Origin of the sequence: Paenibacillus sp. 2TAB26 (genome assembly GCF_052115145.1) — a bacterium.
In the GTDB taxonomy this organism is placed as follows: Bacteria; Bacillota; Bacilli; order Paenibacillales; family Paenibacillaceae; genus Pristimantibacillus.
The window spans coordinates 32,672-50,282 of record NZ_JBFRGC010000045.1 but is presented as its reverse complement, the minus strand read 5'-3'; the positions used below and the strand labels follow the sequence as shown (position 1 = coordinate 50,282).

The window sequence follows — 17,611 nt, the reverse complement described above, 5'->3', positions numbered from 1 at the left end:
CTATGCGGTAAATTGGCCAGAATACTAGTCGGAATGGCTCGTAGCGGTAAAGCCTACATGCCACATAAAACGTTACCACTCTTACAAGCAGCTTAACCATACAACCCGTTTCGTTGTACGAGTTTTGGCTTATTCGCAGGATTTCAAAGAAAGCACGGAGTACCTGATGCATTAAACCAAAGGGCACCGACCCGTACCGTTAGCAAGACTGGCCTCCACCCCTTGGATAGGCGTAACGAAGGAATGAGAGGGCATAGACCCGTTAAGACATGGGAGTGAAAACCTCCAAGGGTGGCGTGGAGAATGCGTGCAGTAAATGGAAGTATATAGGATGGTTATATCCCTCCTCTATTCCCGTGCGCCTTCATGTTACCGAAGTCTAACAGGGTATTCCCTTCATGTCTTCCCCCCCCTTACTATCCGGGCGAAATCCTGCGAATAAGCGAGCGGTTTCTGCCCRTTGGCGTTGGAACGATCCTGCCCGTTAGTTCAACAATTGAGATGAACGGTATGGTCCTATGCTGATATATCCATAAACGTTGATATATAAGCACTTATAGGCATTTACAAAGACAAATAGATAATACTGTGCAATAAAAAAGCGCCCAATTATGGGCGCTTTTTTATAACATGTTATAACGTAATTGAAATAAGGTCACGATCCAGAACGATGTTACCATCTTGCGGTACATCCCCAGCTACTCCGAAATGGTTAACAATAACATTTGAAGTAGCTGAAAGGATGACAACTACTTCATAGTGATCGTTGACACCAGCGAGATTTGTATTGAAAAATCTAAGGGAATTGGCTGGTATGGTAACGGTGTTGTTACCAATTCTTACTGGTGAATTGGTATCCCAATTAAAGACCATAACGGTTGCGGTTATCGGTGAAGATCTCCGATTCATGACTTCGGTATGGGCAAATGTTGTACTCGGATTTTTTTTGAGAACACCTGTGCTTCTAACAGTACCCGAAGTGGTGTTTTTCACCCGAACTTGCTTTTTTAACTGAGTGTTCAATTTTTTCTTCATCGCGCTGGTCTTTACTACTCTCTTAGCTGATGTTTTAATTTTCACTATATCATCTCCTATATGGGGAATAATATAGTATATATAAAATTGATAGATTTGTTTGTGCGGTATTACTAGTAGATAAGCACATTTAATAGAATTGAAAAACGTACTTTCTATTGTACATGAGTGGATATCAATACACACTAATAGACAGTTTGGTCCGAATACGACGGCAGCCATGGACGAGAAATAAAGTCCTTGAACGCCGCTGCTATCATTGAACTATCGTACCCATTAGCGTGATGCAGGTGAGAATATTTTAATGTATCCACGTGGCCTACACCTTCGGATAAACAACAATTGAAGAATCAACCATTTAATTATTTTATTAAGCACATTTTAAACTTTTTAGTTTGCCTATTCTAAAGCCAATTTAACATTAATATTAATTAAAAAACTATTTTTTGGGGTATAGAGGGTTTTATTACATAATGATTAAGAAAGTATTAAACGGTTAGAATCTATTCTCAAACCTTTAAATATATTATATAAACTGAATAGAAGCAATAATGCTGACTATCCCTGTATTTTTATCCAGTTTTTTGGAAATGACAAATAAGCTGACATCCTTTATATTATGAATTGTGAACGAGATACTGGTGAACATCGCGTTCATTTCATAACCTTTGTTACTCCTCCGGTGTTTGAGAGTCACCAGAGGAGCCATGGCCCCAGCTTTTCGAGCTGGGGTTCTCTTTTTGGTTATTAACAAAAATGAAGGCTTAGCCTACCGTTATTTTCAATCACGAACCAATTCTTGAAGAACATCGATTCATTTCATAAAATTTTTTACTCCGCGGTGTGAAAGGCACATTGGGTCCACGAACTTCATAAAAATGAATAGGTTTAGCCGAAATTTTCAAATAAGTTTACCTGCCATCTAGGCATTTCACATATTTTATTAAACGTAACTTAAGGCGAAATTGTTTCACGCATGATTGATAACTTATTCGAAAAATAATATAAAAGTAAAAATTCGTCCTATGATCAAGATCTTATGCCTTCATTTAATAACGAAGATATACCTTCAGAATAACGAGTTTTCTTAGGACGATGAACAGTAGTTTTATTAGAACTCTTCTGCCAGTTAGCTTAACGAAGGACTAACACGCGGAAGCCCTTTCGGTGTTCAACTATCGTATCGTGTTTCGTTAGCATAATGGGTCTACCAGTAAAATACAGATTAGTCGTATGCCTCTGGAGATACATCTCCTCCCTCTTTAACAAATTTCACATTAGTAGGAGATACTTCATATATCCTGTAATTAAGTATTTCAGTGTACCCTCAAAAAAACTTTATGCCCTCCGAATAGTTGTAGGTGTTGTACAAACTACATACTCATGGAGGTAATAAAATAAAAAAATCCATAATTTTGGCTGGAGTAATTTCACTTAGCCTAATGGCGTCCACTGCTTTTGCCGCACCTGGAAATCAAGGCAAAAACGAAGCAACTATTAAAGTAGAAGCAGAAGATACTACTGTGAGCGGTTCCGTTTATGACGACGGAAAGAACGATGGCTCTAAAGGTCTTCAAAATGCGTATGAAAACGTCAAAGATAAACCCGCAGGCGTTCGGATTGCGGAGCTGCTTAAAACAAAATATAACATTGATGTGAATGCTGACACTAGTTTAGCTACACTGGTTACTACATTGGAGAAGGATGGAGAACTAAAAGCTGCAGCAGAAGTGCAAGCTGAGGTTGTCTCGCAAGATCCTGCCAATATTGAAGAATATAAGAAACTTAGCAAGATCAAAGTGAAGCTCGGCGACAAAAAAGTGAAGGTTTATGTAAATGGCAAAACGCTAGGTACTGAAGTATCTCCCGTTGTTGAGAGCGGACGCACGCTTGTTCCGTTCCGCGCGATCTCCGAGTCGCTGGACGCCGTAGTTACTTATGATAATGTTTCGAAAACGGTGACCGTTACGCGTGATGGTGTCGTGGTCAAACTGACGCTAGGCAGCAAAATCGCTACGATTAATGGGAAAACCGTTACGCTTGACGTTGCCGGTAAGGTTAAAAGCAACAGTGTTTTAGTACCACTACGTTTTCTAAGCGAAGCACTGAACACCAATGTAACATGGGATACAGAAACCTCCAGCGCTATTATCATCGATAAAAACACGGAAGCTTGATTATCTAAGCATGTTAACTGATTTTTTTAAAAAAAGCCCTCCATATTCTCATGAATATGGAGGGCTTTTTTGCATTTGCTTTCCCATTTTCAAGCAGAAAGGAGCGATAGCTGGAAAGGCATGCCCATACCTTGGTGTTCAAGGAAAATGAAGTATGTTTTATTGAACTAACGTTACCTGTCCCTATAATTTTATCATATTGGAACTAAACTGCCCGTTAGCTTAATAAAGAAATGGAGCAGCTGCCGTAGCAAACCGCCCCTAATTTGTTCAACTAACGTTCTCCGTTAGTTGAATTAAGTACCCCAATCTACGGGGTAGATTCCAAACGCAATTATAAGCGTTCATTAATTTTGATCAACAATTCCTTTAAGATTTGTTTCTCATCTTCGGAAAGGGCTTGAACGATTTCTTCCTCCACTTTTTGAAAGGATTCATTAAAATCTTCAATCAATTCAATGGCCTTTGGCAAAACATAAATATTTTTTTGTCGTTCATTATTGACTGGGATTTTCCGCTCGATGAATCCTCTTTGCTCAAGACCTTGAAGCATACCTGTGATGCTAGCCCCGCGCAGATGAAACCGATCAGCAAGATCCCTCTGAATCAATTCAGTTTCTTGGTTTTCGTAGATATAGCCAATTATTTTTCCTTGTTGAGCGTTTAACCCTAACTCTTTTATGCTCTCGTCCGCTTTTTTCTTTAACTTAAGGCCAATAACCTGAAACAAATCCAGATAAGTCGAATTCTTGCGAGGCTCCATGAGCGTACCTCCTCATATTATTAGAAACTAACTGTTAGTAAGTAAACTATACAAATATCTAACTTTCATGTCAATTAAATATTAGTTTGTTGACAGTTAGTTTACTAACAGTTATACTTCGAATTGTTGTAAGGCATATCCAAGGAGGATAACAATATGAAGAATGTAGTCCAAAGCTCTTCAGCAGAAAAAATTACTGCTATTACGAATGTGCGTATTTTTGATGGAGAAAAAGTAATAGAATCAAGGAGTATTGTCATCAAAGGGGAAACCGTTATTGCAGTAGGTGGTGACATTCCGGGGAATGCAACAATCATCGATGCTGAGGATGCAACATTATTGCCCGGCTTAATTGATGCGCATGTTCATACTTCCATCGGTGGATTAAGGGATGCATTAAATTTCGGTGTGACGACAGAACTCGAAATGAACGGTGACTTTACAGAAAGAGGACGTGCAATCCAATTGAAAAATACGGATGACATCGCCGATGTCCGTTCTGCAGGTACGGCAATCACCGCTCCTGGTGGTCACCCGGATGAATTGCTGCCAGATGGTGATGAGATTCCAGAATTCGTATTAAAGGAATTGGAGAAGTTATCGAAGGAAGACCGGGATGCTATGCTAGCCGCTTACGCCCACGATCACGAAGAAGTACCGCAAGTAACAACGGTGGAAGAAGCGATTAAACATGTGCATACCCAAGTGGRGAATGGAGCCGACTATGTAAAAATTATGATTGAAGAAGGAACAGTCATGGGCGCTCCTGGACTGCCTGTTTTAAGCGACGAAATTCTAAAAGCAGCGGTGGAAGAAGCCCATAAGTTCGATAAAGTCGTCATCGCCCACGTCTTGACTGCTCATTCTACACAAACCGCCATCGATCTAGGCGTAGACGGATTGGGCCACCTGTTTATCGATAGACCCGATTACACGCAGGAGCTAGTGCAATCCATCGTCGATTCTGGCGCGTTTGTTACACCGTGCTTGGTTTTGAACTCATCCATTATTGGGAACCCAGCATCGCAGTTGGCGAATGACCCACGTGTTCATTCCAAATTAAGTCCGGAATGGATCGATATTTTGAACTCAAGCTTTAATACTTTCCCTCAAGGCAATATAGAAAATAGCTTTAAAAATGTGATGGATCTTCACAGGGCCGGTGTGGATATTCTGGTTGGGACGGATGTCGCCCCCGTCCCCGTTCCGAACCTTGGCGGCCTTGCTCATGGAGCCAGCGTACATCATGAATTGCAATTACTGGTTACAGCCGGGTTCACTCCAATAGAAGCACTTCAATCGGCTACCTCGAAACCGGCCCGCCGGTTTGGTCTTTATGATCGTGGCCGTATTGCCGAAGGTGCGCGCGCTGACCTAGTACTGGTCAATGGCGACCCGACTACCAATATCTCGGATACCCTTTCTATTAAAGCTATATGGTTCAAAGGTGTACAGAAATAAATGTTAATTATATTTATCATTGAAACTATCCTGCCCGTTCGTATTATGAGGTCACCAGAAATTACTGGTCGACCTCATTTTTGCATGGTCGTAAGATTGCGGTAGCCGGGGATCGAACGTTTCTGCCCGTGAGACTTGGATCTCGATAGCTATTCCGTTCATCCCCCCTACTTGTTATACCATGATTAGGCTAGTTGGGGCATGACCACGAATCACATACGATAATGTGGACGACAAGAAGGTTAGGGGCTTCCGGCGAATATATAACAAGGAGTGGTTCCATGAATCCTGTAATCGGACTGGATGTTTCCAAAGGAGAAAGTCATGCACAAGCATTCACTAACCGAGGAATACCGCAAGGAAAAATCTTTCAGTTTGAGCATAATCTTGAGGGACTGGCGTCTTTCTTGAATTTTGTGCAGGAGCTCGAATGCATTACTGGACTGCGCCCGGCAGTCGTGTTAGAAGCAACTGGACACTACCATAGCCCCGTCATTCAGTTTCTAGATGAACATCAATACTTGTATATTGTCATCAATCCGTTAATTTCACACCAGGCCATAAAAACCAGCCTACGCAAAGTGAAAACGGATATGGCGGACGCCTATCAACTAGGGGAATTGTTCTACAAGGAAGAATTAGAACCGTACAAAAAATGAGGACAATTTATGATGAATCTACGCTATCTGACAAGGCAGTTTGATTCTCTAACTGATATGTATGCGCAAGCGAAGCTACAGTTTCAAGCTGTCCTTGATCAAGTCTTTCCGGAATACCGTGGCGTGTTTGGAGACCTGTACTCGAAAGTATCTCTTCGTTTTCTGGCTCTTCACCCTACCTCTTCCGCAGTGCTGACTAAGTCTCTGAATGACATCACAGCGACGATCCAGTCTCTGTCTGGGCGGTCGAATTCCGCTTGGTCGCTTGAGCGCGCGCTGAAATTAACAGCTGCTGCGGAGCGAAACCCTTTCAAGAAAACAGCTTTTTCAAGCCGTCTCATCTCGCTGGAACTGCTTATTAATCTGCTTCTACAGTACCAAGAGCACCTAGCAAACCTCGACCAGTCCATAGATGCTCTGGCTGCAGAATTACATGAGTATGGGTTGATCCAATCGATACCCGGCATTGGCACCAGAATTGCTGCAACAATACTGGCAGAAGTCGGAGAAATCGATCGATTTGATCATGCAAAGAAGCTTGTTGCATTTGCCGGTGTCGACCCTAGCGTCTTCTCTTCCGGCAAGTTTACAGCAACCCGAAATAGGATTACCAAACGCGGTTCCAGAAGGCTTCGAACAACCTTGTATCTGACCGTACGATGCGGTCTGCGTAGCTCGCGCATCCAAAAACTCCGAGCCTTTTACGATAAAAAGCGTGCCGAGGGCAAGCCGTTTAAAGTGGCTGTCATTGCCTGTGTAAATAAGCTCATTCACTGGATTTTCGCGATTCTTACCCATAAAGAAGCATTTCGTCTTACCTAAGTAGGAAACACTATCCTGCTTAGGTAAGCTTCCTCAACATCCATTAAGTTTTAAATATTGACAAGCTATTAGCTAGAATAGTGTAATGAAGCAGCCAATCATTGTGGTCGGCTGCTTTCGTTTTTTTATAAAACAAACGTTCCCCGATAGCTTAAACCTCGGACCTATCAAATAAATACTTTATAATTGAATCTGCACATTCTTCTGAGGAATTTATGTGTGTATTGACAGTACAATTGTATTGTATATCTTTGGCCATAATATTATTTTGCCACTCAGATTGGTCTTCGGTTCTATCTCCACGTTCAATATTTCTTTGGCGACAAATGTCTAAAGGACAAAAAACTTCGACAATATAGAAAGGATACCCCGCAAATATATCCTTAACTTTTTCATAATGCGGTTTTAATTCGGGTCTTTCAACCAAAATTCCGTCTATTAGTACATTCTTACCATGGTCAGAAAATAGTTTAGCAGTATGATACATCATAATAATTGCATCACTTAAATATTTCCAATAATCTTCACGGAGATAGTTATCGCCTATTGTATTCTCAAAAAGGTCATTTGCAACAACATAAAAAAATTCATCTGATTTTATCTGTATAGCATCTACTATAGATGTTTTCCCAGCACTAGTTACACCATTTAGAAATACGATTTCCCCTTTTTTCATCTTAATATGCCTCTCTTATTCATGATCATAAAAAAAGAATACTATGGTAACGGTGATTTCCTGATTAGTATAACATTTGCACCAAAACGTGGTGATGTAAAGAACTGTTATAATTAATCCTGCCCGTTATTTTAATAAAAGACATGCTCTTAACATGACTAAAAAATCAAAAAACCCGACCTCACGAGGTCGGGTTTCTTCATGGTATTGGTGGAGGCGAGGGGATTTGAACCCCTGTCCGAAGATCACGCCACACAGGCTTCTACGGGTGTAGTCACAGTTTTGATGTCACCCAAGCAAACGCCCCGTAACCGGCTTTCGCTAAGGTCAGCCTGATTGTCTTCTTCAGCTCACCGCAGGCGGAGATGAGACAGCGTATTCCACTACTTGTTAGCCCCTAATCCAGTCACATGGACGATGCTGGGTAGAAGCACGCACACAGTTTCTTAGGCTGCGAAAGCGTAGTTTGTTTGTTGTTTGCCGTTTAATAGGCTTTAGCGTTGATGAAGCGGACGACTCCCCGCTACCCGCAACCCGCGCTCGTACAATCCCCGTCGAATCCATAAACGCCCCCAATTTTGCATAAACGGTTAGCTGCAGATTAACACTACTCCAAAGAGTAGATCCACACTAACGTTTAGCTCAATTGAAGCTTTAGGATTAAGGATCAGCATCTGACCAAGCAGGCTGTTCCGATTGTCTAGCACGCATGCACTTGCATTTATTGATTGTTTTGCCGTTGCTACTGTCTTAGTATACCACGAATCAGCTGCTTCCGTGCACAATTGTTATTGGCAATCATGGTCGCTTGCTGCCATGGAAATCTACACCTTAGTTAGAAACCTTCTGTTTCTCACGCAGCACACGCTGAATGTCACGCTGAGCATCACGTTTAGCTGCACTATCGCGCTTGTCGTATTGCTTCTTACCTTTACCGAGACCAATCAATAACTTCGCATAACCATTGCGCACATAAATCTTCAAGGGTACAATAGCATAACCTTCTTGCTTGGATAAGCCTAGAAGCTTATGAATTTGCATCTTGTGCATCAACAGCTTGCGAGCACGCGTTGGATCGGTAGGGTTGTGAATATTCCCTTGCTCGAACGGACTAATGTGCATATTGTGTATGAAAATTTCGCCGTTACGAATGGTAGCAAATGCATCACTAATATTTGCACGACCCGTTCGCAGCGATTTAATTTCTGTACCCAAAAGCACCATGCCAGCTTCGAACGTTTCCTCAATGAAATAGTCATGGGAAGCTTTCTTATTCTGGGCGAGCTGCTTGCCGTCACTCTTCTTACCCATGCTAGTCACCTCGACTTAATTAAGCTAAAATAATGGTTGCACGTATACTGGTGTTCATTGTAACAACTTTAACAACGAAAATCAAGGCGGCTATGGAGCATCCCGCTCTATCGCCCTGCCCAAAAAGGAGATTTCCCATGCTGCTTGAAATCATTGCTACGACTGCAGATGAAGCGGTTACAGCTGTAGTGCACGGTGCGGACCGTGTAGAGCTTATATCCGCCTTTGAAGAAGGTGGACTAACTCCACAAGAGGACATTACGGTTTCGGTGCTTGAGGCGTTAAAACGGCTCGAGCAAGCTAATCACACACCTATAACTAAAGTATATCCCGTACATGCGATGGTTAGGCCTCATAGCAAGTCCTTTGTTTACGATAAGGCAGATCTTAGTGAAATGACTGCTCAAATGATCAGAATGCGTACATTAGGCGTTCATGCGTTCGTCTTAGGCACGCTTCAGCTTGATGGGACTATTAATACAGATGCTTTAGAAAGTTTATTGGAAGCTGCTGGTGATCGTCCTGTTACCTTCCACCGAGCATTTGATGAGGTGCCTGACCAAGAAGAGGCTCTAGCCACACTCCTAAAATACCCTCAAATCAAATGGATACTTACCTCAGGCGGTAAACCGAGCGTTCTTGAAGCAACAGATCAAATTAATAGGTTGGTTAAACAAACTATTGGACATACTGTTACCATACTCCCTGGAAGCGGTCTATCGGTTCCTTCATTGCCTGCCTTTATAAAATTTACCGGAGCACAAGCCATTCATCTCGGAACTGGTGTTAGAACCGGTGGAACAGATTCTCCTATCGATGGAATGCTCGTTCGTCATGCCCGTCAATTACTTAACGAATTCCTATAAAGGAACAAAACAGAAGCTCCTTTTATGCACAAAAAAACCGCCCTCAACCTAAAAGGTCAAAGGCGGTTTTATCAACGTTCGTAAGCTACTACAGCTTTACAACGTTTTCTGCTTGTGGTCCACGGTTGCCTTGAACAACGTTAAATTCTACGCGTTGTCCTTCTTCAAGAGTTTTGAAGCCTTCGCCAGTGATTGCGGAGAAATGTACGAATACATCGTTGCCGCCTTCAACTTCGATAAAGCCGAAACCTTTTTCTGCGTTAAACCATTTAACTGTACCTTGTTGCATGTGTAAAAACCTCCAAAAAAATAATATTAATATGCGCCTGGTTTGTCTTTAAACAAAAAATTCACACATTGGAAAGGGTTTCATGACTATAATGATACCCTTTTCAATATGTGAATTCAGGTTCATATTATCGATTGATTTGAGTGTACTATACCCAGAATTAAAATGCAAGTGACGAGCTTAAATATATTTTCCCAAATTGCCCAGATCACGGCGACTTCCAATTATGCCATAGAACGGAAGTCGCCGCCCTTATTTATTTGCGATTTTTCCGGACAAAAGCAGCTGTGGCGTTACCGCCGCCTCCGCTTTTTTTCTTCCGCTTGCTCTTCACCGCATCGCCGCCGCTGCCTTCCACGCTCGGCAATTCCGCGCCTCGCTCACTACCGACCACGCCGCCCTGCGGCGTATGCCGCCGCTTCGCGCCGCCGCCACTTCCATCGCTCCGCCGCTGCCCGGCTCCACGACCATTTCCGCCTGGCCCGCCGCTATTGCGGATGGGCAGGCCCCACATATCCGTACGCGCATTGTTCCCGCGCGACGAATCTCTACCGTTGCCCGGCGACAAATCCGCCTCTTGCCCCGGCCCACGCTCCGCCGGATTTCCACCGTCGTTCACGCCAGCTCCGGCTGCGCCTTCGCCTCCACGTCCGCGCCGCTTGCCGCCGCGCCCGCTATCAGGTGCATCGATGCGCCATGGATTGGCCTGCTCGACAATGCCAACCACGCTGCGATCGACGCCGCCGCCAAATCCGCCGCGTCCGCCTTTGCCTCCGCGACCTTTGCCGCGGCCGCCCTCGGCTGCACCGCCTTGACCTTTACCTCCCGCGTTTGCACCGCGATCCGTTTTACCACGATAACCTTCGGCTGCACCGCCTTGACCTTTGCCAGCCGCGCTTGCTCCGCGCTCGTTTTTGCCACGGTAAACTTCGCTTGCGCCACCTTGACCTTTGCCAGCACCGCTCGCTCCGCGCTCGCCTCTTCCGCGGTTGCCCTCACCTGCACCGCCTTGACCTTTGCCGCCCGCACTTCCTGTGCGCTCGCCTCTGCCGCCGCGATTGCGATCACCGAAACCACCGCGTTTTTTGCCGCCGCGTTCGCCGCCGCCAAAACCACTGCTTGGTATGCCTTTATAGCCGCTGCGCGGCTTCATATCTACAAGCTCGAAATCAATCGTATGCTCCGTCATGCTCACCCGAGTAACGCGAATTTTAACTTCATCGCCAATTCGGTACACTTTGGACGTACGCTCGCCGACCAATATCATATGCTGCTCATGGAAGTTATAGTAATCATCAGACATGTCGCTCAAACGAATTAAACCTTCGACCGAATTGTCCAATTCGATAAACATGCCGAAGCTCGTTACGCTGCTAATAATGCCTTCGAACTCTTCGCCCACTTTATCGAGCATGAATTCACATTTTTTCAACTGCTCTGTGTCACGCTCTGCATCAACCGCTACACGCTCACGTTCCGAGGAATGCTGCGCAATTTCCGGCATCCTTGCCGTTAGCGACTCATGTCTTGCTTCCGTCAATTGGCCTTTGCCATCAAGCACCTCGCGAATGATACGGTGAATGACCAAGTCAGGATATCGGCGAATTGGGGATGTAAAGTGTGAATAAAACTCAGCTGCAAGGCCAAAATGCCCCAAGCTCTCCGCATCGTATTTCGCCTGCTTCATCGAACGAAGCATCACAGTGGAAATAACGGTCGCTTCCTTCGTGCCGCGAATGTCCTCAAGCAGCGTTTGCAATGCTTTTGGATGAATGGAATTGCCTTTGCCCTTCACGACATAACCGAAGTTTGCTGCAAACTGAACGAAGTTAAGCAATTTCTCTTGTGACGGATCTTCATGGATACGGTAAAGGAACGGCACACGAAGCCAGTGAAAATGCTCGGCCACCGTTTCATTCGCCACGAGCATAAATTCCTCGATGATTTGCTCCGCTACCGAACGCTCGCGCTTCACAATATCAACCGCTTTGCCGTTCTCATCCACGATAACCTTAGACTCTTGGAAATCGAAGTCAATCGCTCCGCGCTTCATTCGTTTTGAACGAAGACGCATCGCTAGATCCTCCATCAAGCCAAACATATCAAGCAAGCCGGCGTAACGCTCTTTCAACTCGGTTTGCGGCTCTTCTTCCGTTGCAGTCAATATTTTTTTCACATTCGTATAGGTCATACGCTCTTTCGTGCGAATCACACTCGTAAACACATCATGACGTACACGCTTAAGCGTCGCCGCATCAAATTCCATTTCACATGAAAGCGTCAGACGATCAACCTGCGGGTTGAGCGAGCATATGCCATTCGACAAACGATGCGGCAGCATCGGAATAACGCGATCCACCAAATATACGCTGCAGCCTCTAAGGTATGCTTCTTGATCGAGCTCTGAATTTTCTTTTACGTAATAGCCGACATCGGCAATATGTACACCTAACAAATAATTGCCGTTCTCCAGACGCTTCACATGCACCGCATCATCTAGATCCTTTGCGTCCTCGCCATCTATCGTCACGATGACCTCATCGCGCAAATCTCGTCTGCCTTGCTGCACAATCTCATCGTCTGTAATGGAATCAGGTGCCGCTTCAGCTTCTCTCATTACTTCATCAGGAAAGCCCACTGGCAGCTGATGCTTGCGAATAATCGACAGGATGTCGACACCGGGATCATTTTTATGTCCCAAAATTTCGACAATTTCCCCTTCAGCAGCAGAACGCCCTTCTGGATAGGAAACGATTTTAACGACAACCTTCTGTCCGGGGACAGCACCTTGATAGCCGCCTTTTGGAATAAAGATATCCCGATTGATCCGTTTATCATCAGGCACGACAAAAGCATAAACCTCGTGATCCTCGAACGTTCCTACGATTTGCGTAACGGCACGTTCTACAATACGGACGACCTCGCCCTCCATCCGGCCTCCATGCTCACTTCTCGAAGTGACACGAACCAGAATGATGTCTCCATTCATTGCGCTCTTCAAATCATTGGCGTGCAAATACACATCTCCATGATCCTTCTCATCCGGGATTAGAAAACCGAAGCCCTTGGCATGCGATTGCAGCTTGCCGCGCAATAAGTTCATTCGTTCCGGCACGCCGTAATGATCATTTGGCGTACGAATGATTTTGCCTTCATCCTCTAATTTGTTCAGCAGCTTAAGGAACTCCTTAAACTCCACTGCATCTACGATACCAAAATGTTTCTCAAGCTCTTGGTACGTCATCGGCTTATACGCCGTCTCTCTCATAAAATCAAGCAGTTCCTGCTCGTAATTAATCATTATTAGTTTTTCTCCTCATAAACCTGCCGTATTGCTCTAGCGCCATTTGCAGCAGGTTGATAGATTATCATATAACTTGTAGTATACACGAAATGGAAGCCCAGCATCCGTGAATATGATGAAAATACAAAAAAAGCGAGGAATATCCTCGCTTTCTGCGTGTGTGTTCGTTATTGTTTTACGAAGTAAGATACAACAAGCGCCAATATGAAGAAACCAGCTGCAAGAGCAACTGTCAAACGTTGCAAGAACAAATCCAAACCGCGCGCTTTCTGTTTTCCGAAAAGGTGCTCAGCGCCACCCGTAATCGCTCCGGACAAGCCTGCACTCTTACCTTTTTGCAACAATACGACAGCAATAAGGCCGACAGAAAATATAACAAGCACGATTTTCAATATGATATCCATTCATTCCACCTCCAGCATAGGAGCTCCGTAGAAACACATAAATCGAGTGTACCATAGATGGGCACAAATTACAATAGGACAGGCCTTATTCTCGCTGTTCACGCAAAGCCATGCTCTTTCAAATAGTTAAAATTATTTGCTGCGCTATCAAGGGAGCTTGAGCTAAATTGCTCCTGCTCTACAAACATATACTTAACGCCTGCAGGCTCAAGCTCTTTTAACAGCTCATCATAACCTACCTCGCCTTTGCCGATTTCTGCATCCTTCCGCCCTTTCAAAAAGTCTTTCAAATGCACGCAAGGAACGCGTCCCTTATATTTCTTCAAATAATCAGCCGGTTTATAACCAGCGATATAAATCCAGCCCAAATCAAACTCCATCTGCAAGAGCTCCTCTGGAACATCCGACAATATTTGATCGATAATAGGCTTCTTCTCCACCAGCTTAAATTCAAAATCATGATTATGGTAGCCGTATTGCATACCTGTTGCCTTCACCTGTTTTGCGCATTTTGTGAAAACATCAACTAAATACTGCACATTATCCTTTGTCGGAAGTTCAGGAAGCGGCGACCAAGGCGTAATAATATAAGTCACATCAAGCTCCATGGCATATTCAATTTGTCCTTCAAAATCAGACTCCATTTGCTTGGTATCGCTAAAATTCAAAGGTACATGAACGGAGGGGGCAATTAATCCGAGTCCATCCATCTTGCTTTTCAACTCTTTGGCCGGCATTTTGAAATACCCTGTGAATTCTACCGCTTTATAGCCGATTTTGGCTACCTTCTCCAGGGTGGACAAAAAATCGATCTCCGTTTGATCACGAAGAGAATACATTTGAATACCTATAACAGGTTTTGCCAATCAAACACACCGCCTAATCGTTGATGCTTTACCCTCTTATTATGTCCTGTATGAGCGAAAAAAAAAGAAGGATATGCCTGATGAGGCATACCCTTCTATATAAGCCGCTAAATGCGTCTTATTTTACGTGTTTCAAGTTGTAGAAAGCTGATTTGCCAGCGTATTGAGCTGTCGAACCAAGTTGGTCCTCAATGCGAAGCAATTGGTTGTATTTCGCAACGCGGTCCGTACGGGAAGGAGCGCCTGTTTTGATTTGGCCAGCGTTTGTAGCTACAGCGATGTCAGCGATTGTGCTGTCTTCGCTCTCGCCTGAACGGTGAGAGATAACTGCTGTGTAACCAGCGCGTTTAGCCATTTCGATTGCATCAAAAGTTTCAGTAAGCGTACCGATTTGGTTAACTTTTACAAGGATAGAGTTACCTACGCCTTTGTCGATACCATCGGATAGACGCTCAGTGTTCGTAACGAACAGATCGTCACCAACGAGTTGAACTTTTTTGCCAAGCTTCTCAGTAAGCAATTTCCAACCATCCCAATCGTCTTCAGAACAGCCGTCTTCGATTGTAAGGATTGGGTATTTGTCAGCCCATGAAGCAAGTAGGTCAACGAACTCAGCAGGTGTAAACGATTTGCCTTCGCCTGCAAGCACGTATTTACCGTCTTTGAAGAACTCAGTGGAAGCAACGTCCATACCTAGGAATACGTCAACGCCTGGCTTGTAGCCTGCGCGCTCGATAGCCGAGATAATTGTTGTAATTGCTTCTTCGTTTGAACCAAGGTTAGGAGCAAAGCCGCCTTCGTCGCCAACAGCTGTGTTAAGGCCTTTATCATGCAATACTGCTTTTAGGTTGTGGAAAATTTCTGCGCCGATACGAAGCGCTTCTTTGAAGCTTTCAGCACCAACAGGAAGAACCATAAATTCTTGAACGTCGATGTTGTTGTCAGCGTGCTCGCCGCCGTTGATGATGTTCATCATTGGAACTGGAAGCGTCTTAGCGTTGAATCCGCCAAGGTAAGTGTAAAGAGGTACATCAAGAGCGTCAGCAGCTGCGCGAGCTACTGCCATCGATACAGCTAGAATTGCGTTAGCGCCTAGCTTAGCTTTGTTTGGAGTACCATCAAGCTCGATCATTTTGCGGTCGATAGCTACTTGATCAAGAGCGTCAAGGCCAATGATTTCAGGAGCGATTTCAGTGTTAACATTTTCAACAGCTTTCAAAACGCCTTTACCAAGGTAACGGGATTTGTCGCCGTCACGAAGCTCAACAGCTTCGTATGCGCCAGTGGAAGCGCCGGATGGAACGATTGCACGGCCTTTGCCGCCAGACTCAAGAGAAACCTCTACTTCTACAGTTGGATTCCCGCGGGAATCAAGCACTTCACGTGCGTATACATCAACGATAATTGACATGAGAGAAAACACTCCTTTTAAAGTTTTATTTTTTGTTGATTAATGTAATGCCCGTCATTTCAGCTGGTTTAGCAAGCTCAAGCAGATCAAGAACCGTTGGTGCGATATCTGCAAGAATACCGCCGTCGCGAAGAGTCTCCCCTGCTTTCGTTACGATAAGCGGAACCGGGTTCGTTGTATGTGCCGTAAACGGACGGCCATTCTCGTCGAACACCATGTCAGCATTACCATGGTCAGCCGTGATGATGCAGACGCCGCCTTTGGCTAGTACAGCTTCCACTACTTTGCCAAGGCATTCATCCGTCGCTTCAACCGCTTTGATCGTAGGCTCCAGCATGCCGGAGTGGCCTACCATATCAGGGTTGGCGAAATTCAGAATGATTGCGTCATGCTTGTCAGATTCAATCTCGCGTACCGTGGACTCAGCTAGCTCATATGCGCTCATTTCCGGCTTGAGATCGTACGTTGCGACCTTAGGGGAGTTAATAAGCACACGAGTTTCGCCAGGAAGCTCATGATCGCGTCCGCCGCTGAAGAAAAATGTAACGTGCGGATATTTTTCTGTTTCTGCAGTACGTAATTGAGTCTTGTTGTTTTGCACGAGCACTTCGCCAAGCGTATTATCAAGGTTCTTTGGTGAATACGCAACGAATCCGCCAACGGTTTCACTGAATAGCGTCAAGCAGACGAAATACAGATTAACAGGGCGCTTCTCGCCACGGTCAAAGCCGCGGAAGTCCTCGTTCGTGAATACTTGCGACAATTGAATCGCACGGTCAGGACGGAAGTTGAAGAAAATCACTGCGTCCTCGGATTCAACAAGGCCAACTGGCTTGTTTTCACCGTCTACAATAACCGTTGGCATAACGAATTCATCATAAACCGATTTCTCGTAGGATTCAACTACCGCTTGAATCGGATCGAAATATTGAGGGCCCTCGCCATATACCATAGCGCGGTAGGATTTCTCCGTCCGCTCCCAGCGCTTGTCGCGGTCCATTGCATAGTAACGGCCTTGAACCGTCGCAATGCGGCCTACGCCAACCTCTTCGATTTTGGCTTGAAGACGCTCTAGATAGCCCTTTGCACTGTCCGGGGACACGTCGCGGCCATCAAGGAAAGCATGAATGTACACTTCTTCAAGCTCTTCCTTCTTCGCTAGATCGAGCAATGCGAACAAATGCTCAATGTGGCTATGAACGCCTCCATCCGACAGCAAGCCGTATAGATGAAGCTTTTTGCTATTTGTTTTTACATGGCGAACAGCACCGAGGATCGTCTCATTGTCGTAAAATTCACCATCGCGGATCGATTTACTAATACGAGTCAAATCCTGATAAACGATGCGGCCTGCGCCGATGTTCAAGTGGCCAACCTCGGAGTTGCCCATTTGACCTTCAGGAAGTCCAACCGCTTCGCCGCATGCTGTCAATGTCGTATGCGGATAAGTTGACCAGTAACGGTCATAGTTTGGTTTGTTTGCTTGTGCAACCGCGTTGCCCGTTACATCATCGCGCAAACCGAAGCCGTCGAGAATAATAAGCGCTACAGGTTTCGGAGCAGCCAT

General features: G+C 44.8%; 13 protein-coding genes, 1 other RNA gene and 1 pseudogene. 4 read left to right on the top strand and 11 right to left on the bottom strand.

What is annotated here, in order from left to right; translation table 11 throughout:
* Positions 1-633 precede the first annotated feature (633 nt).
* The gene (locus AB4Z50_RS33800; protein WP_364145309.1) at positions 634-1,080 is read right to left on the bottom strand and encodes a hypothetical protein; all 447 of its coding nucleotides are present in this window, start codon (positions 1,078-1,080) and stop codon (positions 634-636) included.
* Positions 1,081-2,477: 1,397 nt separating this feature from the next.
* Here AB4Z50_RS33800 and AB4Z50_RS33795 point away from each other — a divergent pair.
* Positions 2,478-3,212 carry a stalk domain-containing protein gene (locus tag AB4Z50_RS33795; protein ID WP_441886422.1) on the top strand — a complete coding sequence of 245 codons (735 nt, stop codon included), beginning with the start codon at positions 2,478-2,480 and terminating at the stop codon, positions 3,210-3,212.
* Between the two features lie 334 nt (positions 3,213-3,546).
* Here AB4Z50_RS33795 and AB4Z50_RS33790 read toward each other — a convergent pair whose 3' ends face one another.
* Positions 3,547-3,975 carry a MarR family winged helix-turn-helix transcriptional regulator gene (locus AB4Z50_RS33790; protein ID WP_441886419.1) on the bottom strand — a complete coding sequence of 143 codons (429 nt, stop codon included), beginning with the start codon at positions 3,973-3,975 and terminating at the stop codon, positions 3,547-3,549.
* A gap of 156 nt (positions 3,976-4,131) precedes the next feature.
* Here AB4Z50_RS33790 and AB4Z50_RS33785 point away from each other — a divergent pair, with 156 nt between their 5' ends.
* Positions 4,132-5,436 carry an amidohydrolase family protein gene (locus AB4Z50_RS33785; protein WP_441886417.1) on the top strand — a complete coding sequence of 435 codons (1,305 nt, stop codon included), beginning with the start codon at positions 4,132-4,134 and terminating at the stop codon, positions 5,434-5,436.
* Between the two features lie 281 nt (positions 5,437-5,717).
* Positions 5,718-6,917 (top strand): annotated as a pseudogene (locus tag AB4Z50_RS33780) (IS110 family transposase).
* Positions 6,918-7,068: 151 nt separating this feature from the next.
* Here the strand turns inward: AB4Z50_RS33780 and AB4Z50_RS33775 are convergent.
* From AB4Z50_RS33775 to smpB, 3 genes are all read right to left on the bottom strand, one after another.
* Positions 7,069-7,593, bottom strand: coding sequence for a phosphotransferase-like protein (locus AB4Z50_RS33775; protein WP_441886414.1), 525 nt, complete (start codon positions 7,591-7,593; stop codon positions 7,069-7,071).
* Positions 7,594-7,801: 208 nt separating this feature from the next.
* Positions 7,802-8,167, bottom strand: a transfer-messenger RNA (tmRNA) gene (gene ssrA, locus AB4Z50_RS33770).
* A gap of 257 nt (positions 8,168-8,424) precedes the next feature.
* Positions 8,425-8,904: an SsrA-binding protein SmpB gene (gene smpB / locus AB4Z50_RS33765; RefSeq protein ID WP_076270736.1), complete on the bottom strand. Its 480-nt coding sequence runs from the start codon at positions 8,902-8,904 to the stop codon at positions 8,425-8,427.
* A 137-nt stretch (positions 8,905-9,041) separates the two neighbouring features.
* Between smpB and AB4Z50_RS33760 the strand changes: the two genes are divergently transcribed.
* A complete protein-coding gene (locus AB4Z50_RS33760; protein WP_441886412.1) occupies positions 9,042-9,770 on the top strand; it encodes a copper homeostasis protein CutC in 729 nt (242 codons plus the stop codon).
* Between the two features lie 88 nt (positions 9,771-9,858).
* On the opposite strand, the gene AB4Z50_RS33755 is transcribed toward AB4Z50_RS33760, so the two are convergent.
* From AB4Z50_RS33755 to gpmI, 6 genes are all read right to left on the bottom strand, one after another.
* Positions 9,859-10,059, bottom strand: coding sequence for a cold-shock protein (locus tag AB4Z50_RS33755; protein ID WP_028609190.1), 201 nt, complete (start codon positions 10,057-10,059; stop codon positions 9,859-9,861).
* Between the two features lie 256 nt (positions 10,060-10,315).
* The gene (rnr, locus tag AB4Z50_RS33750; RefSeq protein ID WP_441886409.1) at positions 10,316-13,360 is read right to left on the bottom strand and encodes a ribonuclease R; all 3,045 of its coding nucleotides are present in this window, start codon (positions 13,358-13,360) and stop codon (positions 10,316-10,318) included.
* A gap of 170 nt (positions 13,361-13,530) precedes the next feature.
* Positions 13,531-13,767 carry a preprotein translocase subunit SecG gene (gene secG, locus AB4Z50_RS33745; RefSeq protein ID WP_054025946.1) on the bottom strand — a complete coding sequence of 79 codons (237 nt, stop codon included), beginning with the start codon at positions 13,765-13,767 and terminating at the stop codon, positions 13,531-13,533.
* A gap of 98 nt (positions 13,768-13,865) precedes the next feature.
* A complete protein-coding gene (locus AB4Z50_RS33740) occupies positions 13,866-14,633 on the bottom strand; it encodes a sugar phosphate isomerase/epimerase family protein (protein WP_430063731.1) in 768 nt (255 codons plus the stop codon).
* Positions 14,634-14,751: 118 nt separating this feature from the next.
* Entirely contained in the window at positions 14,752-16,044 is a 1,293-nt protein-coding gene (gene eno, locus AB4Z50_RS33735) for a phosphopyruvate hydratase (protein ID WP_076270740.1), read from the bottom strand.
* Positions 16,045-16,069: 25 nt separating this feature from the next.
* Positions 16,070-17,611, bottom strand: a complete 1,542-nt coding sequence (gene gpmI / locus AB4Z50_RS33730; protein ID WP_076270741.1) for a 2,3-bisphosphoglycerate-independent phosphoglycerate mutase — start codon at positions 17,609-17,611, stop codon at positions 16,070-16,072.